22 protein-coding genes are annotated in these 21,866 nt (G+C 63.7%); 8 read left to right on the forward strand and 14 right to left on the reverse strand.

What is annotated here, in order from left to right:
* Positions 1-38: 38 nt before the first annotated feature.
* The 6 genes from E5E96_RS00825 to E5E96_RS00850 all read right to left on the reverse strand — a co-directional run bounded on the left by E5E96_RS00825 (position 39) and on the right by E5E96_RS00850 (position 5,148).
* Entirely contained in the window at positions 39-659 is a 621-nt protein-coding gene (locus E5E96_RS00825) for a molecular chaperone (protein ID WP_171281352.1), read from the reverse strand.
* A 10-nt stretch (positions 660-669) separates the two neighbouring features.
* A complete protein-coding gene (locus tag E5E96_RS00830; RefSeq protein WP_171281353.1) occupies positions 670-2,400 on the reverse strand; it encodes a 4Fe-4S binding protein in 1,731 nt (576 codons plus the stop codon).
* Between the two features lie 104 nt (positions 2,401-2,504).
* On the reverse strand, positions 2,505-3,107 hold the full coding sequence (locus tag E5E96_RS00835; protein ID WP_171281354.1) for a DUF3306 domain-containing protein: 603 nt from the start codon (positions 3,105-3,107) through the stop codon (positions 2,505-2,507).
* Positions 3,100-3,663 carry a DUF3305 domain-containing protein gene (locus E5E96_RS00840; protein WP_171281355.1) on the reverse strand — a complete coding sequence of 188 codons (564 nt, stop codon included), beginning with the start codon at positions 3,661-3,663 and terminating at the stop codon, positions 3,100-3,102. Before E5E96_RS00840 ends, E5E96_RS00835 begins: the two co-directional genes overlap by 8 nt.
* Positions 3,664-4,012: 349 nt before the next feature.
* Positions 4,013-4,606, reverse strand: coding sequence for a transglycosylase domain-containing protein (locus E5E96_RS00845; protein ID WP_253264723.1), 594 nt, complete (start codon positions 4,604-4,606; stop codon positions 4,013-4,015).
* Positions 4,607-4,656: 50 nt separating this feature from the next.
* Positions 4,657-5,148, reverse strand: coding sequence for a hypothetical protein (locus tag E5E96_RS00850; protein ID WP_081013111.1), 492 nt, complete (start codon positions 5,146-5,148; stop codon positions 4,657-4,659).
* Between the two features lie 266 nt (positions 5,149-5,414).
* Here E5E96_RS00850 and E5E96_RS00855 point away from each other — a divergent pair, with 266 nt between their 5' ends.
* Both E5E96_RS00855 and E5E96_RS00860 read left to right on the forward strand, forming a co-directional pair.
* Entirely contained in the window at positions 5,415-6,272 is an 858-nt protein-coding gene (locus E5E96_RS00855) for a formate dehydrogenase accessory sulfurtransferase FdhD (protein WP_171281357.1), read from the forward strand.
* An 89-nt stretch (positions 6,273-6,361) separates the two neighbouring features.
* Positions 6,362-7,228 carry a helix-turn-helix transcriptional regulator gene (locus tag E5E96_RS00860; protein WP_024944156.1) on the forward strand — a complete coding sequence of 289 codons (867 nt, stop codon included), beginning with the start codon at positions 6,362-6,364 and terminating at the stop codon, positions 7,226-7,228.
* A gap of 224 nt (positions 7,229-7,452) precedes the next feature.
* Here the strand turns inward: E5E96_RS00860 and E5E96_RS00865 are convergent, their stop codons facing one another.
* Together E5E96_RS00865 and E5E96_RS00870 are read right to left on the reverse strand one after the other, a co-directional pair.
* Positions 7,453-9,546: a cache domain-containing protein gene (locus E5E96_RS00865; RefSeq protein WP_171281358.1), complete on the reverse strand. Its 2,094-nt coding sequence runs from the start codon at positions 9,544-9,546 to the stop codon at positions 7,453-7,455.
* 31 nt (positions 9,547-9,577) lie between these two features.
* On the reverse strand, positions 9,578-10,933 hold the full coding sequence (locus E5E96_RS00870; RefSeq protein ID WP_171281359.1) for a sigma-54 dependent transcriptional regulator: 1,356 nt from the start codon (positions 10,931-10,933) through the stop codon (positions 9,578-9,580).
* A gap of 248 nt (positions 10,934-11,181) precedes the next feature.
* Here E5E96_RS00870 and E5E96_RS00875 point away from each other — a divergent pair, with 248 nt between their 5' ends.
* From E5E96_RS00875 to E5E96_RS00900, 6 genes are all read left to right on the forward strand, one after another.
* The gene (locus tag E5E96_RS00875; RefSeq protein ID WP_171281360.1) at positions 11,182-12,024 is read left to right on the forward strand and encodes a substrate-binding domain-containing protein; all 843 of its coding nucleotides are present in this window, start codon (positions 11,182-11,184) and stop codon (positions 12,022-12,024) included.
* Positions 12,025-12,091: 67 nt separating this feature from the next.
* Positions 12,092-12,793: an ABC transporter permease gene (locus tag E5E96_RS00880; protein WP_016351543.1), complete on the forward strand. Its 702-nt coding sequence runs from the start codon at positions 12,092-12,094 to the stop codon at positions 12,791-12,793.
* A 115-nt stretch (positions 12,794-12,908) separates the two neighbouring features.
* Positions 12,909-13,604, forward strand: a complete 696-nt coding sequence (locus tag E5E96_RS00885; protein ID WP_005303221.1) for an energy-coupling factor ABC transporter ATP-binding protein — start codon at positions 12,909-12,911, stop codon at positions 13,602-13,604.
* The gene (gene mobA / locus E5E96_RS00890) at positions 13,576-14,214 is read left to right on the forward strand and encodes a molybdenum cofactor guanylyltransferase MobA (protein ID WP_171281361.1); all 639 of its coding nucleotides are present in this window, start codon (positions 13,576-13,578) and stop codon (positions 14,212-14,214) included. Before E5E96_RS00885 ends, mobA begins: the two co-directional genes overlap by 29 nt.
* Positions 14,211-15,956: a bifunctional molybdopterin-guanine dinucleotide biosynthesis adaptor protein MobB/molybdopterin molybdotransferase MoeA gene (locus E5E96_RS00895; protein WP_171281362.1), complete on the forward strand. Its 1,746-nt coding sequence runs from the start codon at positions 14,211-14,213 to the stop codon at positions 15,954-15,956. Before mobA ends, E5E96_RS00895 begins: the two co-directional genes overlap by 4 nt.
* A gap of 63 nt (positions 15,957-16,019) precedes the next feature.
* Positions 16,020-17,078: an FUSC family protein gene (locus tag E5E96_RS00900; protein ID WP_017409127.1), complete on the forward strand. Its 1,059-nt coding sequence runs from the start codon at positions 16,020-16,022 to the stop codon at positions 17,076-17,078.
* A gap of 48 nt (positions 17,079-17,126) precedes the next feature.
* On the opposite strand, the gene E5E96_RS00905 is transcribed toward E5E96_RS00900, so the two are convergent.
* The 6 genes from E5E96_RS00905 to E5E96_RS00930 form a co-directional block, all read right to left on the reverse strand.
* Positions 17,127-17,747, reverse strand: a complete 621-nt coding sequence (locus E5E96_RS00905; RefSeq protein ID WP_043121349.1) for a DUF3332 domain-containing protein — start codon at positions 17,745-17,747, stop codon at positions 17,127-17,129.
* Positions 17,748-17,838: 91 nt separating this feature from the next.
* Entirely contained in the window at positions 17,839-19,140 is a 1,302-nt protein-coding gene (locus E5E96_RS00910; protein ID WP_024944146.1) for a PAS domain-containing methyl-accepting chemotaxis protein, read from the reverse strand.
* Positions 19,141-19,230: 90 nt separating this feature from the next.
* Positions 19,231-19,695, reverse strand: coding sequence for a GNAT family N-acetyltransferase (locus E5E96_RS00915; RefSeq protein ID WP_171281363.1), 465 nt, complete (start codon positions 19,693-19,695; stop codon positions 19,231-19,233).
* A 78-nt stretch (positions 19,696-19,773) separates the two neighbouring features.
* The gene (locus E5E96_RS00920) at positions 19,774-20,217 is read right to left on the reverse strand and encodes a DoxX family protein (protein WP_171281364.1); all 444 of its coding nucleotides are present in this window, start codon (positions 20,215-20,217) and stop codon (positions 19,774-19,776) included.
* A 5-nt stretch (positions 20,218-20,222) separates the two neighbouring features.
* Entirely contained in the window at positions 20,223-20,978 is a 756-nt protein-coding gene (locus E5E96_RS00925; RefSeq protein ID WP_171281365.1) for a DNA-binding domain-containing protein, read from the reverse strand.
* The gene (locus E5E96_RS00930; protein ID WP_171281366.1) at positions 20,971-21,819 is read right to left on the reverse strand and encodes a DUF692 domain-containing protein; all 849 of its coding nucleotides are present in this window, start codon (positions 21,817-21,819) and stop codon (positions 20,971-20,973) included. The genes E5E96_RS00925 and E5E96_RS00930 overlap by 8 nt, the downstream gene beginning before the upstream one ends.
* Positions 21,820-21,866: the final 47 nt, after the last annotated feature.

Here is a 21,866-nt window from a genome sequence, read left to right on the forward strand (position 1 = left end):
GCGGTGAGCCGGTTTTGCTATGAGTGGGTGGCGCAGCGTCATGGCTGCGTCACCAGCGGGCTGCCAAAGGGCAGGCGCAGTTCCTGTTCCAGTTTGAAAAAGTCTTCGGCAAGCGCCCCGACCGCCCGGTAGAAGCTGCCCCCTTTCGCCTGTTGCTGATCGCGGCAGCAGGCGAGTACCCAGGGGGCAAGGTGGCGTTCATAGAAGCGGTTGCGATCCGGGTGCTGCTCGGCAATCAACACCGCCATCACCTCGCACAGGGCAGCCAGATGATCCTCCGGCTCGCACACCCCGCTCTGACGCTCGAAACCGAGCGACTGGAGATCGGCGCGCAGCACCGCCAGCGGCAGCTCCATCAAAGAGCCGGTGAGATACCAGGAGGCAAACGGCACGATCTCCCCGCGCCCCAGCCCGATAAAGAGATCCTGATACTCCTCGGCAAGCTCATTCTCGTGGTGGCTGCTGGCCGCCAGTTGCACCAGCCCCAGCCCTCTGGCAAAGGGGCCGGGCATGGCCTGCAACCCTTGCAGCCAGGCGAGTTGCTCGCCACGGGGGGCGGCGCGCCAGAGGCTCGCCAGCAGGGCGTACATGTCGGCGCTATTGCGATCCAGGTCGGTCATTGCCGGCGCCTCCGGGTAGTCATTGCGTTGTTCAGTCATCAGAGCCCCCTCACACCTTGAGCTGGGAGACGGGATCCGCCGCCAGCGCCGCAAACACATCCTTGACCCGGCAGTCCTCGCACATCAGCAGCCGCTGGGCAGCCTCGTTCTGAAAGTGGGAGTGACCGGCCAGTTTTTGCTGGATGCGGCGGATAAGGGAGGCCGGCGCAAACGGCTTGGAGCAGCGAATGCAGCAGGCAGCCTCTTCGGCTTTCAGGCTCTGCACGGCGCGGCGCGCCTCGGGCACAGGTTGCAGGCGGGGCATCAGCACGATGGCCTGCTCGGGGCACGCCTTTTCGCACATGCCGCACTGGATGCAGTCCTGCTCGATAAAGTTGAGGCCGGGCGTGTGCCCCACCGCATGCAGGGCGCGGCTCGGGCAGACCGCCACGCAGCCCATGCAGAGGGTGCAGTCAGCGTCTTTGAGCTCCACGCTGCCGTAAGGGGCGCCGTGGGGCACAGCCAGCGGCTCGCGGCCGCCATTGTTGGCTTGCCAGAGGGCATCGAAGGCGGCGAACAGGTTCTCCCGTTTATCTCCTTTGAGCGGCTTGTCCAGCAGGGCTGCGGCTGGCTGGCCGGAAATCGGCTTACCTAGTTCGACATCCGGGTTAAACAGGCCGATGCGATCGGCAGCAAGACCGGCGCCGGTCAAGAGCACAGCGGCGCTCGCCAGCTCCCGCTCAACCAGCACGCAAACGCTCTCGGGAGCATCGTCACCGAGCGCAATGCGCACCGCGCTGGCGCCATAGGCGAGGGCGGCAAACCAGCTCTCGATACCCAAACTCGCGCTCTCCTCCACCCAGACCGGCAGCCAGTTGGCGGGCAAACGGGTAAGTTCCGTTTCCACCCATTCCCGCTCGCTTTCACCGGCAATCAGCAGTTGCGGCGCGTCGCCCCCCGCCTCCCGGTAGTGCTTGATCAATCGGAACAAGTAGTCGCCGCTGGTGTTGGCATCGGGCTGGTGATAGCCAATCGCCCCGGTCGGACAGGCGGAGGCACAGCTGCCAAAGCCCTGACAGAGATGGGGATCGATCTGGATGCGGCCATTGATGGGCTTGAGCGCATCGGTCGGGCAGACATCGAGACAGCGGCTGCAACCGGGCACGCCGCGGGCGGTAAAGGCGCAGGCCTCGGGGTCCAGGCGAAAATAGCGCGGCTTGTCGAAGATACCGGTCAGCGCACAGATCTCGGCAAGCCGTGCGGCCAGCCCATCGTCATCAGCCAGATGCAGATAACCCACCGGTGGGCGCTCCAGCGCAAAGAGCGGGGCGCGGCCCAGATCGGCCACCAGATCGAAACGCGGTTCGCTACCGACCGTCGCTTGTTGTGGAAAACAGAGCGCAGCCAGAGAAATACGCTCACCCTGACCATTGAGGCCAGTGAGCTGGAACTGGCCGAGATACCCAGTCAGGCTCGGCTCGCGCAGGGTCAGGGCATCCATGGCAGCGGTAGCCTCGAAGATGGCCTCGAGATCCGCCGCCTCGGCGTCATAAACGGATTCGGTCACCAGCAGGGTCGGCATCACGCCTTGGGGCAGCAGGCTGGCGGCGCGGCGAATGCGGTCTTCCGGGCCGACCAGCAGCAGGCGCCCCTGACTCTGGTAAGAGACGGTGGCCGGGATCAGGTTGTCGGTCTTGACCGTATGCTGCAGGGCATGGGCGCGGGCACGTTCGTTGCGCGCGGCCACGCCATCGGCGGTCAGAGTTGCGACGGATGTTGTTATGGGTTGTTCGATGCTCACATGCACTCCTGTGCGCGCCACCTCGTGGGATGGCGTGCTTGTTGGTCAGCTGGGATAGCAAGAGCCGAGCCAACTCCCCCAGGAAAAAAGTGACTGGCAGGGAGTTAGGATCCCAAATGCTCCATTCCCCCACCCTTGATTGGGACATTTTGTCCATCATGGCCAACCAAAATGTCCCGATCGTCGGTGGGGGTTTGAGAATGGTTATCAGCCAACCCTTGCGGCTCGCTGGTTATGGCCGTGGCGGCCACTGTCGCCGGTTCGGGTGCGGCAGCGGTTGAGTGAGGCACTTCGCCATCGGGCGTGCTCACCTGCTCCACCAGCCAGTTGCGCAGCCCGGCGCTCAGGGCCGCGGGCAGCAATTCGGGCTGGCTGAAATCTTGGGTGTAGTCGTCGAGCCCATCCGGCTTATGGCTGCGAAACATGGCGCGCAGCGTCTCCTTGTCGGCGAGCGCTGGCTTCTCTGAGGAGGCCATTTGGGGTTCTGATCCGCGCGGCTTGTCCCCTTCGAGGTGGAGAGGAACATCTCTCCCCTTGTCAGTGCTGACTACGCAGCCATCCAGCGCAGTATCTGGAATGCCACCTTCATCACTGCCTTTGATTGGGGCGGAAACCGCCTCGGGGGGGGCCTCTTCTCGTGGCTGCAATGCCTGATGCTTGCGCGCCTCACTCTTGCGAGACGACCAGCGCTTGAGGAACTCACTCATGGGCGCTGTTTCCGGCCTTGTTTACGGCACTGGCTCCGGCATCGCTGCCACGCTCGCGACCATCGGGGCCGGTGGCCTTGACGGCGCCGCAGTTGGCTTGATCCTGGCTATCGACTCCCAGCTGATCCTGTGCCCGCCCCTTGCCCTTCTTGCCCTTGCGACGGGCCTCCAGCAGCTCGCCGTGGCGGCCGATAAAGGCCTCCACCCAGGCTTGCAGCGCTTCGGGCAGCGGGCAGGAGAGCACCTGCCGCTCGCCATCCATATAGGCGGCGGCCACGGTCTGGCTCAGGGTCAGGCCATCGGCCACAAAGCCATTATCCACGCGGCTTCCGGTGACAAAGAGGCGGGGCGAGCCGGAGCTCAAATTGAAGCGATAATCCCCCCGCTCATCGCGAAACAGGGTAAGGGGCAAGGCACCGGCAGCCTCGGGCTCGGCGGGGTGGAGCGCCGCAATTTCGAAACGGCGGCTCTGCCAGCGGCCAACCTGGCTGTCGATGGCCTTTAACTCCAGCTGCAGCCAGCGCTGCGGGGAGAGAGTATTGGTTGTGTCTTGCACTTGTCGCGGCTCCCATCAGAAGGTCTCTGCCGGGCCGCCCTCCCCCGTGAACCACCCCGTTCGGGTCGGATCAGAGCAGGAGATTCAGGGCGGCCACGGCCATCAATGGGATAAGACTTAGCAAGAGTGGGGCCAAGGCAGGTTTGGTAGCCGATGGGGGCTTTAATGCAGGTTGGCGCGTTGTGCGGGACATGGGTTGGCGCAGAGCGCAGCGAAGCCCGGTATGTGGAGTAAAACCAGTTCACCTGCGCCTACTCAAGGGGGATAGCAGTCATCGGATAACACCAAATTATCCAATAACCACCTTTTCAAATAAAAAGCTCCTAAATATAGGGAACATTAAAAAGGGCTATATCTGTCTAGCATTTACATTTTCCCTTATATGCTTTGGTAGCTTTTTACTTGCCAGGTTAATAATATGATTTTTTCTGCGTTGATATTTTGCATGCCATATAAGACTATATTTAGATGGCTCAGGGTATTTTAATCGTATGGATAGCTCAATTGAGAGTATTGTACTATCTCGGAAAACATCTAACCCAAGACATTTGGCTAATTCAAAAACACCAGAAATTTTTGTCCCCAGATATGCAACTTGTACATATGCAGAAACAATCTGATCTTTATTGAATTTTCTAGCGATAGATATAGCTAACAGTTGTTCCATTAACTTTCTCTTCAATGTAGGCTCATAATGGCCAGTAATAGTCCTCACTAATTGCTGTTCAATGGTGCTCCCCCCTTGCTTTATTCCCCTAAAAATATACTGATAAATTATTCTGCAGAAAGATATCTGGTCTATCCCGTAATGATAATCTCCCCTATGATCTTCTGCTATCTGCAAGTAATACTTATAATCTGATGGAAAGTCACACCAAAGCTCACCTATTGAATTGACTACTTTACTCTGTAGCAAACGGAAATAGGGGCTAAACGCGAACACAAAATAATAGGCTAATAAATAAGGTGAAGATAATATTATATATATGTACCTCAAATTTTCTCCCGGCTCCAAGTTGTATAACCATTCTGATCAGCAACCATTGTAGAAAATATACCTTCCAGCGTATCTGTTTTATTTTGAATTTTGAGCTTGTACGAATAAGTAGACTCCCGCCCAAAACCATCCTCTACAACATGTAATACTACCATGTCTTTTGAAAAATAGTTTTTATGGATATACCCATCAACAACACCGCGACATCTGTTTTTACCAATAAATGGTCTTTCTCCATTGACAGAATCCTCATAAACTTTCTCTGTAGTGCCTGAAACTCTATTTCCTTCGCACCAAAGAATAGCAGTATAGCCAAGAGTCATTCCTTTGTATGGGTTATAAGCACTATCTACTGTAATATTCTTTAAGTGCCACATGCCACTTATATTCGGAAGAGGGAAACATTTTTCCCTAATCAAGAAGAATAGAAATGTTAGAATGCAACCACCGATCACTGTTGCTAATACATCACCCCAAAGATTATCCATATTCTTATTTCCTTCATTAGCTGCCTATTAATCGGCATTAAATTTTGTATCTTAACCTAATTCCTCCCAATTCTAACCATATGAGTTTTCAAAGAAAAGCATGATTACTTACTTCCTTATCAAAATGACATCGCGCATAACGTCTGAACTTCCAAATAATGCTGGCTGCGAACTATCACTCTGATACTTAGTCTTCTCACATTTATCTGGAACAAAACTTGCTGTGTCCCTCCCCTTAGATCCCGGCAACCGGTCGCGAGGGGCCCATGACACCGACCTTTATCAAAAGCAATGCAGCCGCCCAGCTCACCATGGCCGTCGAGGTGATGGATGAGCAGGGCACGCTGCAAACCCGCCAAATTGCCTGTGAGCGGCCACTGACGGTCTACCTCAACTGGAAGGAGATCGTAACCCTGATGACGCTGGGGGCCCGCCCCGAGGCGCTGGTGCTGGGCTATCTCAAGAATCAGGGCTTTATCGAGAATATCGGGGCCATAGAATCGGTGATCGTCGACTGGGAGAGCGAGGCCGCCGCCGTGGTGAGCAGCCAGCAGGCCGCCGATCTCGACAAATCACTGGAGAAGAAGACCGTCACCTCCGGCTGCGGTCAGGGCACCATGTATGGCAGCGTGATGAAGAAGCTTGAAGGGGTGGTCTTGGCGGCGCCCGAGCTTAAACAGAGCACCCTCTATGCCCTGCTCAAGGCGCTGTCGGCCCATAACGAAACCTACAAGATGGCGGGCGCAGTCCATGGCTGCGCCATCTGTCGCGGCGCGGAAATCCTCTCCTTTGTCGAGGATGTGGGGCGCCACAATGCGGTGGATACCCTGGCGGGGGAGCTGTGGATGAGTGGCGAGGCTGGCCACGACAAGATCTTCTACACCACCGGGCGGCTCACCTCGGAGATGGTGATCAAGGTGGCGCAGATGGGCATTCCGGTGCTGCTGTCGCGCTCCGGCGTCACCCAGATGGGGCTGGATCTGGCTCGTCAGCTCGGCATCACCATGATTGCCCGCGCCAAGGGGCGCCACTTCGAGGTATTCAGCGGCCACGACCATCTCGTGCTGGACGAGAAGCCGCCGGTACTGGCGCCCGGTTCAGCCAGTCGCGGGATGCGGGATTAAGCCATGAACGAGTTGATGAGTGCCGAACAGATCGCGCTGTATCTCGATCAGACCAGCCAGAGGGCCAAACGCAAGCCATGAACGAGTTTATGAACGTGAAGCAGGTGGCCGAATACCTCGATCTCAACGAGAAGAAGGTCTACCAGCTCGCCAACGAGGCGCGTATCCCCGCCACCAAGGCGACCGGCAAGTGGCTGTTTCCCCGCTCCCTGCTCGATCGCTGGCTGCTCGGCAGTTGCCACGAGGGGGTGATGAACGACCGACTGCTGCTGGCGGGCTCAGACGACGTGCTGCTCCACTACGCCAGCAGCCGGCTAGCCCAGCAGCTCGGCACCCAGGCTCTGGTGGGCTACACCCCGTGCGGCACAAGGCAGGGGCTGGCGATGCTGGCGCGCGGCCATGTGGATTTGTGCGCCATCCACTGGGGCCAGGCCGAGGAGGCCCACCTGCGCCATCCGGCGCTGGTGCAGCAATATCAGGGCCACCGGCAATGGGTGATCGTTCATGGATTTCGGCGGGTGCAGGGGCTGGTGCTGCGCCGGGGCTTGCAACCGAAAGAGGCGAGACAGGCGCTCGACTGGCGCTGGGCCATGCGCCAGGAGGGGGCCGGCAGCCAGCGCGCCCTGCAGGAGTGGCTGCAAACCCAGGGGGAGTCGCTGACCCGGCTGGAGCGCACTATCGAGGTCAACAGCGAGCGGGAGCTGGCCGCCGCCATCAGCCGCGGCGATGCCGATGTCGGGCCCGGCGCCCAGAGCACCGCCACCGAGTTCGGCCTCGATTTCATGCCGCTCTCCCAGGAGTGCTTCGATCTGGTGATGCCGCAGGGGGTCTTCTTTCGCACCCTGCTGCAGCAGCTGATCGGCTGGCTGCAATCCCCCGAGGGGCGCGAGCTGGCGGCCCGCCTCGGCGGCTATGACCTGACCCAGAGCGGCAAGCTGGTGTGGAGCCCGCAGTAAGTATCCCCTCACTCACCCGTAAAAAGCCCGCCAAGAGTGTTGCGGGCTTTTTTGTGCCTCATTCTGAATTGCGGCAGTCCCCCCCTCCCCATTGAGGGCAATACGCGCCCTGCAAGTTCGGCGGGCTTTTTTGTGCCTCACTCTGAATTGCGACAGCCACCCCCTCCCCATTGAGGGCAATGCGCGCCCTTCAAGTTCGACGGGCTTTTTTGTGGCTGGCGTGGTTAAGACGGGTGGTCGCCACCGGCATCACGCCCCTCGGCGTTGAGGGCGATGCGCCACCCCTCCAGCCGGGCGCGCTCGCCGCCGCTGACCAGCCGGGCGTGGCTGCGCAGGCGGATGGTAAAGCAGCTGCCCTGCCCCGGGGTGGAATCCACCAGCAGCTCCCCGCCCCAGCGGCTGATGATGCGGTGGCTCAGGGCCAGCCCCAGCCCGGTGCCGGTGGCGCGGGTGGTGAAGAAGGGGTCGAAGATCTTGTCGATGATGGCCGCCTCGATGCCGCTGCCGTTATCGATGACCCGCACCTCGGCCCCCTGCAGGGCCCCGGCGTCATCCAGCCAGTCGCGGCTCTCGACCCGGATCTCCCCCTGCTCCCCCAACGCATGGCTGGCGTTGACCAGCAAGTTGATCAGCACCTGCAGCAGCTGCTGGCGATCCGCCTCGATGGGCTGCTGAGCCCTGAGATCGGCCACCAGGTTCACCTGCTGCTGGCGCAGGGCGGAGCGCACCAGGGTCAGGCTCTCCTCGATGATGGGGGTGAGGTGCTGCCACACCGGCGCCGTCTCGTAGTCGCCGGGGCGGGAGTATTGGAGCAGGCTGCGGGTGATGGCGCGAATGCGCTCGATCTGGGCCAGCACCAGCGCCAGCTCCTCGCTCACCGGTGCGGCCGCCTCCCCCAGCTCCAGCTTCATCAGCTCCACGTTGCCGAGGATCACCGCCAGCGGGTTGTTGATCTCGTGGGCCACCCCGGCGCAGAGCTCGCCGAGGGCCGCCAGCTTCTCGCTGATCAGCAGCTGCTGGCGGGCCTGGGTCAACATGTGGATGTGGTGCTCGAGCTCGGCGGTCTTCTGCTCAAGGCTCCGGGTACGCTCGGCCACCTTCTGCTCCAGCTCGTCGGCGCTGCGGGCCAGCTGCTGCTGGTGCGCCGCCTGCTGGTCCAGCATGGCGTCGAACTGGCGACCGAGCTGGGCCAGCTCGTGATCGGGGTCGAGGGCCAGCACGCCGATGCGGGCCGGCTGACCCGCCTGCACCTGGCGCACCACCTTGTGCATCCGCTCGATGGGGGTGAACAAGTCCCGCGCGCCGCGATAGACCAGCAAGCCGGAGAGCAGCAGCAACACCACCACGCCGGAGCCCAGCTCCAGCAGGTTGGTGAGGTAGGTGCGGATGATGGGCCACTCGAGAAAACCGACGTAGAGCATGCCGATGCGCTCGCCATTGGCGCCCAAGAGCGGCTCGTAGCCCGACACATACCAGGCGTCGTGCACGAAGGCGCGATCAATCCAGGGCTCACCGCGTCCCAGCACCTGCTCGCGCACCGGCGCCGACACCCGGGTGCCCACCGCCCGCCCCAGCTGGCGACTGCTGCTGGCGGGCACGTTGGTGCTCACCCGCAGATCGCCGAGAAACAGGGTGACGGTGCCGATGCTGCCGGCCGGCAGGGTGTTCTTGGCAAACACCTGGCCCTTGAGCTCGTCCACCAACCGGGTGCTGCCGTTGATGAGCTCGCCTCCCTCCAACACGCCCCAGAGGCTGCCGTCCCGCCCCATCACCGGGGTCAGCGAGAGGCTGACCAGACCGCGGGTCTCCTGCCCCGCCACCGGATCATATTCCCGCTCCAGCACGGCGCGGCTGGCCAGTGCCGGCGAGAGCGCCAGCAGTTGCTCCCGCGACCAGACCACGAAGTGGCTGACGCTGCGCCCGGCGCCAAGGGCCGCGCGATCCTGCGCTGGCAACAGATCCAGCTCGCTGCCGCTGCGCAGGCGCAAAAAATCGAGGCCGTAGTTGGCGGCCAGCGGCATCACCCATTGGCGCAAACGGGCGGGGGATTCGCGCAGTTGCAGCTGGAAGGCCCAGGCATCGCGCAGGTGTTCGAGGTGCTCGGCCTGGCGCAGCTGCTGCACGCTCACCGCATGGTGGGCCACGCCCAGGTCGCTGCGCACCGTGGTGAGCAGGTTCTGCCAGCTGTAGGTGAGGGTCCAGTAGAGGGTCAGTCCTATCATGCCGGCCAGGGTCAGCATGATGGGCACCGAGGTGAGCAGCAGCAGACGCCAGCGCACCTTGGTTCTGAGCAACCCCGGGATCTGCGCCAGCCTCATGACTCACTCCGGCGGCAAGGGGCGAGCCGGCTCATTCGATGGCCCACTCCTTGAACTTGCGCTCCAGGGTCTTGCGCGCCACCCCGAGCACCCGGGAGGCGGCCGACTTGTTGCCATCATGGCTCGCCACCACCTGCAGGATGTGCGCCTTCTCCACCTCGGCCAGCGCCCACTCCAGCGGATAGCCCTCCTCGCCCCGCGCCGACTCGGCCGGCTTGGCGCTCTGCCAGTATTCGGCGGGGGGCTTGCCCAGCAGCAGGCAGCGCTCGATCAGGTTGCGCAGCTCGCGCACGTTGCCGGGCCAGGGGTAGGCCTGCATGGCCACCACGTCCTCGTGGGTCCAGTGCAGGGCGCCCATGCCCATCTCGGCGGTGAGCTGGCGGGTGAAGTGGTGCACCAGGGCGGGGATGTCGTCGATCCGCTCGCGCAGGGGGGCCACCGGCAGCGCCACCACATTGAGGCGATAGAAGAGGTCTTCCCGAAAACGGCCCGCCTCCACCTCCGCCTTCAGGTTGCGGTTGGTGGCGGCGACGATGCGCACGTCCACCGAAAGCTCCCGCTCGGCGCCGACCGGGCGGATGGCCTTCTGCTCCAGCGCCCGCAGCAGGGAAGCCTGCATGGCAAGCGGCATCTCGCCGATCTCGTCCAGAAAGAGGGTGCCCTGATGGGCGACCCGGAACAGGCCGTCGCGCCCCTTGCGGGCGCCGGTAAAGGCCCCCTGCACGTGGCCGAACAGCTCGCTTTCAAGCAGCTCGGGGGCGATGGAGGCGCAGTTGAGCGGCACGAAGGCCCCCATCCGGCCGGAGAGCTGGTGCAGGGCGCGGGCCACCAGCTCCTTGCCGGTGCCGGACTCCCCCTCCACCAGCACGGCGGCGTTGGAGGGGGCGACCCGGGCGATCAGCGTCTTGAGCTCACGGGTCTTGGCGCTGTCGCCGATCAGGGTAGGCGGGAACAGCTTGCTCACCTCCCGGCGCAGCAGCAGGTTCTCCCGCTCCATCTGGCGGCGCTCGATGACCCGGTCCACCGCCTGCACCATCTGATCCAGGTTGAAGGGTTTGAGAATGAAGTCGCTGGCACCGAGCCGCAGCGCCTTGAGGGCGGTCTCCATGTCGCCAAAGCCGGTCATGAAGATGATGTCGCTGCGCCGGGTGGCGGGGTCGATGGCCTCGTGCCACTCGATGCCGGAGCGCCCCGGCAGGCGGATGTCGGCGATGATGAGATCAAAATGCAGGCGGCAGCGCAGGGCTTCGGCCTCCTCCACGCTGGCGGCCGTCTCTATCTGGGCGAAGCGGCGGACCAGCGCCTTGGCGAGGAAGCTGCGCATGCCGGGTTCGTCGTCGACGATGAGCAAGGAGAGGGCGGACCAGCGGCTGGCGGGTGCAGTCATGAAAAAAGTACCTCAGATTCGACAAGGTTCCGGGATTGTCCCACCGACCTTATAAACTGTGGGACATTTTGTCGCTAACCGGCCCCAAGTGCCAACTCCGTTTATTAAAAGCGACGGTGCCATCACGCAATTAGTGCGCTTAACCGACTGTTTTCACATTAAAAACCGGGCCGAACAAGGCACGCGGTCAGCTTGGCACCCTGCTTGCTTAGTCCTGGCCTCTCTCCATCACCGGGTACCCTGACATCATGATCACAGCCACAGTGCGCAAACGCCTCGCCCTTGCCCTCTCCTCCGCCCTGCTGCTCAGCCTGCCGCTCTGGAGCGCTGCCAGCCATGCCGAGACCAAGGCGCCCATCCGCCTCGCCACCACCACCAGCACCGAGCAGTCCGGCCTGCTGGGCTGGCTGTTGCCCCAGTTCACCAAGGAGACCGGCTACCCGGTGCAGGTGATGGCGGCCGGTACCGGCCAGAGCCTGAAGATGGGCGAGAACGGCGACGCGGATCTGGTGATGACCCACGCCCCCTCTGCCGAGAAGGCCTTCGTCGAGGCGGGCTTTGGCATCGAGCCTGAGCACCTGATGTACAACGACTTCGTCATCGTCGGTCCGGCGAAAGATCCGGCCGGTCTTGGCAAGCTGCACGATGCCGCCAAGGCGCTGGAGGCCATCAAGGACAAGGGGCAGACCTTTATCTCCCGCGGGGACGAGTCCGGCACCCACATCAAGGAGAAGACCCTGTGGCAGGCGGCCGACGTCAAGCCTGAGTTCGCCGGCTACAAGTCCATCGGCCAGGGCATGGGGCCGACCCTGACCATGGCTTCGGAGCTGGGTGCCTACACCCTGACCGACCGCGGCACCTGGCTCGCCTACCAGAGCAAGCTGGATCTCGCCGTGCTGCTGGAGGGGGACAAGCGGTTGTTCAACCCCTACCAGGTGATCCTGGTCAACCCCAAGCGCTACCCGGATCTCAACACCGAAGGGGCCCGCACCCTGAAGAACTGGCTGGTCTCCCAGCATGGCCAGCAGCTTATCGGTGACTTCAAGGTGGCCGGCCAGCCGCTGTTCGTGGCCGACGCCAAGCCGCAGTGATGCCAAGGCCGACCCTGTTCGATCTGTCCCTAGCGCCCCTCGCCACCTTGAGTGACGGAGGCGCCCGGTGCCGACCCTGATCGAAACCACACTGGCGGCGCTGGCACTGCTGTTCAGCGGTGATGCCGAGCTGTGGCAGGTGGTGGGGGTCTCCTTCTCGGTATCGGGCCTCGCACTCGGGCTGGTGCTGCTGCCGGCCCTGCTGCTCGGCTTCGCGCTGGCCTATCTGCCGATCCCGGCGCGCTGGCTCTGGCTCTCCTGCATCAATACCCTGCAGTCGGTGCCGACCGTGGTGATTGGCCTGTTGCTCTACATGCTGCTGTCGCGAGCCGGCCCCTTCGGCGACTGGAAGATGCTGTTCACCCAGCAGGCCATGGTGGTGGGGCAGATGCTGATCGCCTTTCCGGTGATCGCCACCATGGCCCACGCCGCATTCGTGCAAAGCGACCGGCGTGCCTGGGAGACCGCCCGCACCCTGGGGCTCTCCTGGCCCAGGGCGCTGCTCGGGCTGATGCGCGAGTGCCGCTTCGGCCTGCTGGCGGCGGTGATCGGCGCCTTCAGCCGCATCGTCACCGAGGTGGGCTGCTCCATGATGGTAGGGGGCAACATTTTGCACTTCACCCGCAACATCCCCACCGCCATCGCGCTGGAGACCCAGAAAGGGGCCTTCACCCAGGGGGTGGCGCTCGGCATAGTGCTGCTGGCCCTGGCCCTGCTGCTCAACCTGTTGCTGACCGCGTGCCGTGGTCACAGCTATCTGAAGAACTGACCATGGCGCAGCGCACTACTATCCATAACCAAATGCTGCTGACCCCCTCTCTATCGCGGTCACGGTTATGTGAAGAACCGACCATGCCCCCACCGTCCATCCACCGGAGTACGCCATGGCCCTGACCGCCCACCAGCTGATGATGCGCTTTGGCGAGCGCGACCTGTTCCAGATTGAGCAGCTCTCCATCGCGGCCGGCGACGCCATCTGGCTGCGCGGGGCGAACGGGGTGGGCAAGACCACCTTGCTCAAGATCCTGGCCGGCCTGCTCACCCCGACCCGGGGCCACACCAACCTCCCCTCTGGCTGGCGCGGCAAGCTTGGCCAGTGGCTCAAGCGCGATCCGGGGCCGGGCCGGGTCACCTACCTGCACCAGACCCCCTACCTGTTTGATCGCAGCGTACACGACAACGTGGCCTGGGCCCTCGGCCATCGCGCCGCCGACGAGGTACGGGTGTTCGAGGCGCTGCGCCGGGTCGAACTGGAGAGCCTGGCACGCGAGCACATCAGCATTTTGTCTGGCGGCGAGCGTCAGCGGCTGGCCATGGCCCGCGCCTGGGCACTGCAGCCCGCCTTTTTGCTGATGGACGAGCCCACCGCCAATCTGGATGCACATTCGGTTGCCCTGATGGCCGCCATGGCGCAAGATCTGCGGGAACAGGGCAGCGGCCTGGTCATCATCAGCCACCAGAGCAACGATCTGACCGACCTGTGCGAGCGGCAATGGACCCTCGCCCGGGGCCGGCTGCACGAACCCACTCCTTTGAAAATCATCGAGCGACATGACCTCAAACAGCGAACCTCGTACTGACCGCTTTCCCGTCTCCGCCGTGGTGCTGGCCGGCGGCCGCGCCACCCGCATGGGGGGCGCCGACAAGGGCTGGGTCGAGTTGGCGGGCCGCCCGCTCATCGACCACGTGCTTGAACGACTGAGGCCCCAGGTTGACGAGATCCTGATCAACGCCAACCGCAGCCAGGCCCGCTACCAGGCGCTGGCCCCGGTCATCGGCGACGACAACCCCGACTATCTGGGCCCGCTGGCCGGCATGCAGGCCGGCCTTGCCGCCGCCCGCCACGACTGGGTGCTGTTCGTGCCCTGCGACGGCCCCGCCCTGCCCCGCGATCTGATGGCGCGCTTTCGCGCCGCCCTCACTCCGGCGACCGAACTGGTGGTGGCCCATGACGGCGACTGGCTGCAACCCGTGGTGGCCCTGCTGCACAAATCCTTGCTCCCCTCCCTGTCCGCCGCGCTGACCGAGGGAGAGCGCAAAATCGATATCTGGTTTGCCCGCCACCAGATGGCGGTGGTGAGCTTTGCCGACCAGCCGGATGCCTTCATCAATCTCAACAGCCCGGACGAGCTGGCCGCCTACGAGGCGCGCCTGCCAGACGCCGCGACCGGACAAGGAGCCACCTCATGACCCCGGCCCCCACCCTGCCCCTGCTCGGCTTTGCCGCCTGGAGCGGCACCGGCAAGACCACTCTGCTCGAGCAGCTCATCCCCCTGCTGGTGAGCCGCGGCCTGCGCCTCGGGGTGCTCAAGCACGCCCACCACGACTTTGACATCGACCAGCCGGGCAAAGACAGCCACCGCCTGCGCCAGGCCGGTGCCAGCCAGATGATGGTGGCCTCCCGTCGCCGTCACGCCCGCATCATCGAGACCGATCTGGGTGAGGCCGATTTTCGCGAGCTGCTGGCCAGCTTCGATCAGCGCAGCCTCGACCTGCTGCTGGTGGAAGGGTTCAAGCACGAGCACTTCCCGAAAATCGAGCTGCACCGCGCCGCCATCGGCAAACCACTGCTGTTCCCGCTTGATCGCGACATCATCGCCGTGGCCAGCGATCAGCCCACAGAGACCGCCCTGCCCCGGCTCGACATCAATGATCTGGAGGCCATCGCCGACTTCGTCTGCCACTGGCTCAAAGAGAGTCAGACGCGGGAGCAGGAGGCTGGCAACGGCTTTCTGTCGGTCGAGGGGGCGCGCCAGGCCATTCTTGATGCTCTCACCCCCTCTACCCGCAGCATCGACCTGCCACTCGCCCGCTGCCACGGCGCCGTGCTGGCGGGGGATCTCGTCAGCCCCATCAATGTGCCGCCCCACGCCAACTCGGCGATGGACGGCATTGGCCTGCGCAGCGACGATCTCGCCGCCGGCCGCTGGCAGCTGGTGGGAGAAGTGCTGGCGGGCCAGCCGCGCAGCGAGCCGGTACTGGCCGGACAGGCGGTGCAGATCATGACCGGCGCCCCGCTCCCCCCCGGCGTCGATACCGTGGTGATGCGTGAAGAGACTCACATTGAGGGTGAGTGGGTCAGCGTCAGCGCCCCCGTCAAGGCGGGGCAGAACGTGCGCCAGGCCGGCGAAGATCTGGCGCTGGGCGCGGTCGCCATCCCAGCCGGCACCCGCCTCGGTGCCCCTCAGCTCGGGCTTGCGGCTTCTCTGGGGCAGGCAACTCTGACGGTACGCGCACCGCTCAAGGTGGCGCTGTTCAGCACCGGCGACGAGGTGCAGGCACCGGGCGAGACGCTCGCCCCCGGCCACATCTTCGACAGCAACCGCTTCACCCTGATGGCGCTCATCACCGGGGCTGGCTGCGAGGTGATGGACCTTGGCATCATCCCCGATGATCCCGCCATCCTGCGCCAGCAGCTGGCACAGGCCGCGGCTGATGCCGACCTGGTGCTGAGCTCGGGCGGGGTGTCGGTCGGCAATGCCGACTTCATCAAGCAGGTGCTGGCCGAGCTTGGCCAGATCGCCTTCTGGCGCATCCAGATGCGGCCGGGTCGCCCGCTCGCCTTCGGCAAGCTGGGGCAGACCCCCTTCTTCGGCCTGCCCGGCAATCCGGTGGCGGCCATGATCTGCTTCCTGCAATTCGTCGAGCCCGCCATCGCCCGCCTGCAGGGCCGGGTGTGGCAGCCGCTGCGCCTGTCGGCGCTGGCCGAACAGCAGATGAAGAGCCGACCCGGGCGCACCGAGTTCCTGCGCGGCATCTTCCATCAGGACGCCAGCGGCGTGCTGCGGGTTCGCACCACAGGACCGCAGGGCTCCGGCATCCTCAGCTCCATGAGCGATGCCAACTGTCTGATTGAAATCGTCCCCGCCCAGCCGGCCATCGCGGTCGGCGAGCGGGTCTGGATCCACCCACTCCAGGGACGAGTGGCCTGATACCGGTCTCCACCCCGCCGGGCGTGGCGGGGTGGCTGCCCCCATGAATCCGAGGCTTGTCCCTTGCGCCTGAATGCCCCCCTCTCCCGGCTCGATCTGTTGATCTACGGCCACTACCGCATCGTCCACGGCCTGCGCATCGCGCTCGCCTTCATGCTCACCTTTCTGCTGACCCGCGAGCTCAAGCTGCCGGAAAGCACCTGGCCCCTCATCACCCTGGTGGTGGTGATGGGCCCCATCTCGTTCTGGGGCAATGTGCTGTCGCGCGCCCTGCAGCGGGTGGTCGGCACCATCTTCGGCGCCAGTTGCGGGGTGGTGGCGCTCTATCTCGAGCTCTACTCCCTGCCGCTGATGCTGCTGTGGTGCGGCTGCATCATGTTTCTGTGCGGCTATCTGGCACTCGGCAAGCGCCCCTACGTGGGGCTGCTCATCGGCATCACCCTCGGCGTCACCATGGGGGCCATGCCCGGCGACATCGAAACCGCCCTGTGGCGCAGTGCCGACGTGATCCTGGGATCCCTGCTGGCGCTGCTGTTTTGCAGCATCTATCCCCAGCGCGCCTACAGCCACTGGCGACTGCAGATGCACGACACCCTGCAGCAGGCTCAGCGGCTCTACCACACCCACCTCTCCCCCAACGTGCTGGAGCGGCCACGCCTCGCCCACAGCCACGCCAGATTGCTCTCCAAGATGGTGAGTCTGCGCCCCCTGCTGACCCCGGCCGTCAAGGAGACCCGCCTTGGCAGCGCCCTGTTCGAAGCGATCCAAACCACCATGCGCAACACCCTCTGCACTCTGGAGATGCTGGCCAACACCTACTGGCGCGATCGCCAGAGCCACTTTCTGATGCAGAGCACCCCGGAGCTGCGCGCCTGCCAGCAGGCGACCGAGGCGCTGATGAGCGAGCTGGCGCTGATGCTCAAAAGCGGCGAGCTGCAGGGCTCGGAGCTGGCCATCAGCCGTCTGCAGGAGGCGGCCGGTAGGGTGCGCATCGACGCCGGCGGCGAGGCCGCCATCAGCGGCTATCTGTGGCTCAACCTGCAGCTCACCGAACAGCTCACCCACCTGCGCCGGCTGCTGGGCCTGGTGATGCACCCGCCCCGCAGCCAGAGCCACCCATAGCAAAACGCCCCGCAAAGCGGGGCGTTGTCGTCTCAGGCTCTGGTGACGTCAGGCCATCGCGGGGTGGCGGCTGGCCAGCTCGTCCAGCTGGGCCGGCGTCAGGGTCGACACCAGCCGGCCGTCGAAGTAGATGTCCAGCAGCTCGCCGCGCTTCTCGCCACGCATCAGGCTGCTGCGCCCGTCCAGGTAGTGCACCTCCATCTGGGCAGTGCGCTCGTCCGGGTAGCTCACCTCCACCTCGCGCACCCCTTGCGGCAGCATGGCCAGCGGCACCTTGTTGAGGGACGGATCCAGGTGCTGATTGACTTTGATCAGAGCGTCCAGCTTCTGATCCACCAGCGCCGGCGACTTGCCGGTGATGGGGTTCTTGCCCGACCAGAATTCGATGGTGTTGAACACGAACAGATCGGCGGTGGCTGCCAGGCCGTAGACCGGCGAGAGCAGGACAAAGACCCCGGCCCGGCCGTAACGGTTGTCCACCACGCTGAGGTTGCCCTTGGTCACCATGGAGGAGAGCCCCATCTGCCCCATGCAGCCGCTCAGCCCCACGCTTGCCACCATGCCCGCCAGCAGCGCCAGTGCCCTGCCATGTCTTCTCGTTGCCATCGTCTTCGCTTGCTCCAGAAATAATGAGGCGGCAAGCCTAAACAGGCCGCCGCCGGCGGGCAATTCACAAGCAGGGAGCGATACAGCGGGGGTTCAGATTGACGAGTCGTTCGCACAAATATCAGGCAGCCACGGGCGGCTGCCTGGAACAGACTCAGGCACCGATGGCCAGACCGGAGACGGTTTCAGTCACGTTGCTCGCCCCCTGTTCGATCTGGGTCATCACGCTGCTCGCCTCGACAATCTGCTCCTTGCCGCGCTGAGCACTCAGGGCAACCTCATTGATGTTGTTGGTGATCTGCGCCGTCAGTTCGCGGTTTTTCTGCACCACGCCGTCAATCTCGCTGGTAGAGAGGGTGGTGCGTGCCGCCAGCTGGCGCACTTCGTCGGCCACCACTGCGAAACCGCGTCCCTGATCCCCGGCCCGAGCCGCCTCGATGGCGGCATTGAGGGCCAGCAGATTGGTCTGCTCGGCAATGCTGCTGATGGTGGAAACGATGGACTGGATACTCTTTGACTGCTCGTTGAGCAACCCGATGAGCTCTGCCATCCTGCCCACCTGCTCCGAAATGGCGGTGGAGAGCGTCACCGATGAGTTGAGCAAGGCAGTACCGGTTGCCGCCGCCCGAGTCGTATCCTGCGAGATGGAGTGTGCCACCCGGGCGGCATCGCTCACCGCTTGTGCCCGCAGGATCCGCTCGGTCACGTCGCTGGCAAACTTGATCACCTTGATGACCTTGCCCTCTTCATCCTTGATGGGGTTGTAGCTCGCCTCCAGCCAGATGTCGTTGCCATGGCTGGTACGGCGCAGGAACAGTCCGGACTTTACCTGGCCCCTGGCCAGATCCTCCCAGAAGTGCGGCTGCTCCCGATAGAAGCTCTCATCGCAGAAGATCTTGTGATGCTGGCCCTTTATCTGCGACAGCGAATAGCCCATGCAGGAGAGAAAATTCTGGTTGGCGCCGACAATCTCCCCTCTGGGGGTGAACTCTATGATGGCTTGAGAACGATCGAGGGCGCTCGAGGTCGCCTCCTGGCTCAGCAGTTGCTCATGGCTGTGGGTGATGTCGGAAGCGACCTTGATCACCCGTACCACCCGCCCTTCTTGTCTGACCGGAAAGTAGGTCGCATCCAGCCAAAGCGTGCGACCCTGCTTGTTCAGCCGCCGAAAGACACCACTGTGGCTGCGCCCCTGCCGCAGCTGTTCCCAGAATTGCTGATAGGCATTTGACTGGGCATACAGACCGTCACAGAAGATCCGGTGTGGCTGACCCACGACCTCAGACTCACTGTAACCAACCACCCCGAGAAACAGGGGATTGGCCTCCAGGATCTGCCCCTCAGGCGTGAAGGTAATCACCGCCACCCCGCCCTTGACCGCATCAATGAAGGTCTGCGCCTGCGCCAACTGCTCCTGACAAGCCTGAAGTTCGGCTTTGAGTTTAAGATTGAACATCTTGTCTTTACCTCGTCATCAGGGTACGCGCCCCGCCTGAATTGATCTTAGTCAAGGTTTCTAGCGTTTCAGCGTCTGAATCGCAATGGGCTAGCCGGTAACGGGCCACTCCAGGTAAGCCGGATTGGCCACAAAACCGATCCGCTCATAGAGCGGGCGCCCCTCGTCGCTGGCGTGCAGCCAGACCCGGCCCAGCTGTTGCGCCCTGGCATAGTCCGCCATCTGATCCAGCAGGGCGCCGGCCAACCCCTGCCGGCGGTGGGCCGGCAGGGTATACATGTTGAGCAGATAGCCCTCCCTCCCCGCCAGGTTGCCGGGATAGGGCGGGCGTACGAAGAGGGCCAGGGTCGCACTCGCCACCACCTCGCCATCCACTTCCGCCACCCAGGAGCGGGCGCTCTCCTCGGCCTGCGCCGTGCTGAAGTAGCGGCTGGTCGCCTGCCAGAGATCCAGGTCGGCCAGCGGTTCGCTCAGCTCCCCCACCTCGCAAAACAGTGCCATGCGCAGGGTCACCAGCGCGGGAATGTCTGCCTGCGTTGCCTGACGGATGATCATCGGCGCTTCTCCTTGTGACGCTCGTTGAGGTGAACAGGCTCCCTGTGGGCGCCTGAACAAAGCGCCAGTGTGGAGACTTCACGCCCGCCTGGCAAGGCGCCACTGGTCCCAGGCCAGCGGCCCCGCGCCCCAGACGACCAGGGTCAGCAGCATCCAGCCCCACAGCTGGTGATCGTAAAAACCGCCGGCCCAGAGGGTGGGATAGGAGATCACCGCTACCATGTTGAAGGTAAACAACAGGGCGGCGACCGGCCGGGTAAAGAGCCCGACCAGCAGCAGCACCGGCAACAGCAGCTCGGTGGCCGTGCCAAGCCAGGCCGCCCACTGCCAGGGCAGCAGGGGCACCTGATACTCGAATTCGAACAGATAGAGGGTGCTGTCCCAGGCGCTCAGCTTGAGCCAGCCGGAACGAAAGAAGGCCGCCGCCGCCCAGCACCTGGCCAGCAGCAACAGGGCCCCGCTCAGCCACCAGGGAACGGCGGGGCCCACCGGTTGCATCAGTGTCCACTTGTGATTTGTCATCGAATTTACTCCAGCGTTGAGGTCACATCGACCAGCAGGCCCAGGGTGACGAGGCGGGTCAGAGACTCTGCAGCCTGCGGATCCCGCGCCAGCAGGGCAGAAAGAGCAATTCCCCGGCGACAGCCATCCAGCAGGCGCCACTCTCCTTCGCTCAGACTCAGCGGCAAGACCCGACAGTCGGGCTGTTTCTTGAGGGCAAGCCAGGCGGGAGCGGCCAGATCCTGCACCGCCTCGCCCTCGTGCAGGGCCATCTGCCAGAGGGCATCAACCGGGCGCGGACTGTCGAACAGAGACAGATCGCAGGCCGGGATCAGCACCAGCGTCTGCCAGACCGCTGGCGGCAAGGCGGCTACCCGCTCGGCCGGCCAGTGGCGCCCTTCGGAGGCCAGCAAACTGGTGCGCTCCAGTGCCCACTCGAAGCGGGCCAGCTCACCCAGCCAGGGCAGTTCAGCGGTGGTCGGCAGCCGGGCAAGCCAGTCGCCAAAGCCGGCGCCGTAGTGCATCACGCTCCCTTCGCAGAGAGGCTCTGCCAGCACGAAGCCGCGCGCCGCGGCGTCGAAAAACGCCTCCCCCACCATGGCTTTGACGGCCGGGTAGCTGCCGGCCAGCACCTCGCCAAGGCTCAGGATGAAGTGGTTGCGATAGACCTGCAGCACGGCATCCGCCGTAAAGAGACGGGAGCGGATGTGGGGCAGGATGGCCTCGCTCTGGCCAAGCAGCCCCTCGGCAAACTGCTGCTGCCGGCGAGCCAGCTCAGACATGGGCGGCCTCCGGCACAAGATCAGCGGCCATGGCGGCGTCCAGCATGGCGCTCGCGCGCTCGGCCTCCGCCAACAGCACGGGGAGCGGGGGGATCTCGAGGTCCCACTCGATCAGGGTGGGAATGGCGCGCTGGCGGCAGATCTCCTCATAGAGGGCCCACACCGGCTCGCTCACCGGCGCGCTGTGGGTATCGATATAGAGGTGCCCCTGCGGCAGGGACTGATCGGTAAAACCGGCCAGGTGAATTTCGCCCACAGTAGCGATGTCGATGGCAGCCAGATAGTCGCGGCACGCAAAGCCGTGGTTGAAGGCACTGACATAGAGGTTGTTGAGATCGAGCAGGATGGCGCAGTCGCTGCGTCGCTGCAGCTCCGCCAGAAACTCCCACTCCGGCATCTCCCCCGCCAGTTGCAGGTATGAAGAGGGGTTCTCGATCAGCAGCCGGCAGCCGAGCGCCTCCTGTACTTGCCTGATCTTGTCGCTCATGTTGAGCAGGCTCGCCCGGGTATAGGGGACCGGCAGCAGATCGTTGAAGTAACGCCCCCCAATGCTGCCCCAGCTGAGGTGTTCCGAGATGCGCACCGGTTTGATGGCGCGGGCCAGCGCCGAGAGGCTGGCGAGGTGATCAAGGTCGAGTGCATCGGCAGAGCCCAAGGACATGCCGACGCCGTGCAGGCTGACGGGATAGTGCCGGGCCAACTCGCTCAGCACCTGAAACCCCCGGCTGTGACGTTCAAAGTAATTTTCGCTGTGCACCTCCAGCCAGCCAACCGCCGGCAGGGTGCGCAATATCTCGTCGTAATGGGGCGTGCGCAATCCAATACCAATCAAGGGGTTCATCGCAAAGCCTCGCTGCAAACCAGCCAAAAGAAGGCCACGGTGCCCCT

Source organism: Aeromonas sp. 1805, assembly GCF_013085525.1.
GTDB classification, from domain to species: Bacteria; Pseudomonadota; Gammaproteobacteria; order Enterobacterales; family Aeromonadaceae; genus Aeromonas; species Aeromonas hydrophila.

Bases quoted from the DNA above. Each gene is read 5' to 3' on its own strand.
- E5E96_RS00825 (WP_171281352.1), bottom strand. From the start codon at position 659: ATGACTGAACAACGCAATGACTACCCGGAGGCGCCGGCAATGACCGAC.
- E5E96_RS00855 (WP_171281357.1), top strand. From the start codon at position 5,415: ATGACACCGACCTTTATCAAAAGCAATGCAGCCGCCCAGCTCACCATG.
- E5E96_RS00920 (WP_171281364.1), bottom strand. From the start codon at position 20,217: ATGACAAATCACAAGTGGACACTGATGCAACCGGTGGGCCCCGCCGTT.
- E5E96_RS00875 (WP_171281360.1), top strand. From the start codon at position 11,182: ATGATCACAGCCACAGTGCGCAAACGCCTCGCCCTTGCCCTCTCCTCC.
- E5E96_RS00925 (WP_171281365.1), bottom strand. From the start codon at position 20,978: ATGTCTGAGCTGGCTCGCCGGCAGCAGCAGTTTGCCGAGGGGCTGCTT.
- E5E96_RS00910 (WP_024944146.1), bottom strand. From the start codon at position 19,140: ATGTTCAATCTTAAACTCAAAGCCGAACTTCAGGCTTGTCAGGAGCAG.
- E5E96_RS00865 (WP_171281358.1), bottom strand. From the start codon at position 9,546: ATGAGGCTGGCGCAGATCCCGGGGTTGCTCAGAACCAAGGTGCGCTGG.
- E5E96_RS00915 (WP_171281363.1), bottom strand. From the start codon at position 19,695: ATGATCATCCGTCAGGCAACGCAGGCAGACATTCCCGCGCTGGTGACC.
- E5E96_RS00850 (WP_081013111.1), bottom strand. From the start codon at position 5,148: ATGGATAATCTTTGGGGTGATGTATTAGCAACAGTGATCGGTGGTTGC.
- E5E96_RS00860 (WP_024944156.1), top strand. From the start codon at position 6,362: ATGAACGTGAAGCAGGTGGCCGAATACCTCGATCTCAACGAGAAGAAG.
- mobA (WP_171281361.1), top strand. From the start codon at position 13,576: ATGACCTCAAACAGCGAACCTCGTACTGACCGCTTTCCCGTCTCCGCC.
- E5E96_RS00930 (WP_171281366.1), bottom strand. From the start codon at position 21,819: ATGAACCCCTTGATTGGTATTGGATTGCGCACGCCCCATTACGACGAG.
- E5E96_RS00895 (WP_171281362.1), top strand. From the start codon at position 14,211: ATGACCCCGGCCCCCACCCTGCCCCTGCTCGGCTTTGCCGCCTGGAGC.
- E5E96_RS00870 (WP_171281359.1), bottom strand. From the start codon at position 10,933: ATGACTGCACCCGCCAGCCGCTGGTCCGCCCTCTCCTTGCTCATCGTC.
- E5E96_RS00885 (WP_005303221.1), top strand. From the start codon at position 12,909: ATGGCCCTGACCGCCCACCAGCTGATGATGCGCTTTGGCGAGCGCGAC.
- E5E96_RS00835 (WP_171281354.1), bottom strand. From the start codon at position 3,107: ATGAGTGAGTTCCTCAAGCGCTGGTCGTCTCGCAAGAGTGAGGCGCGC.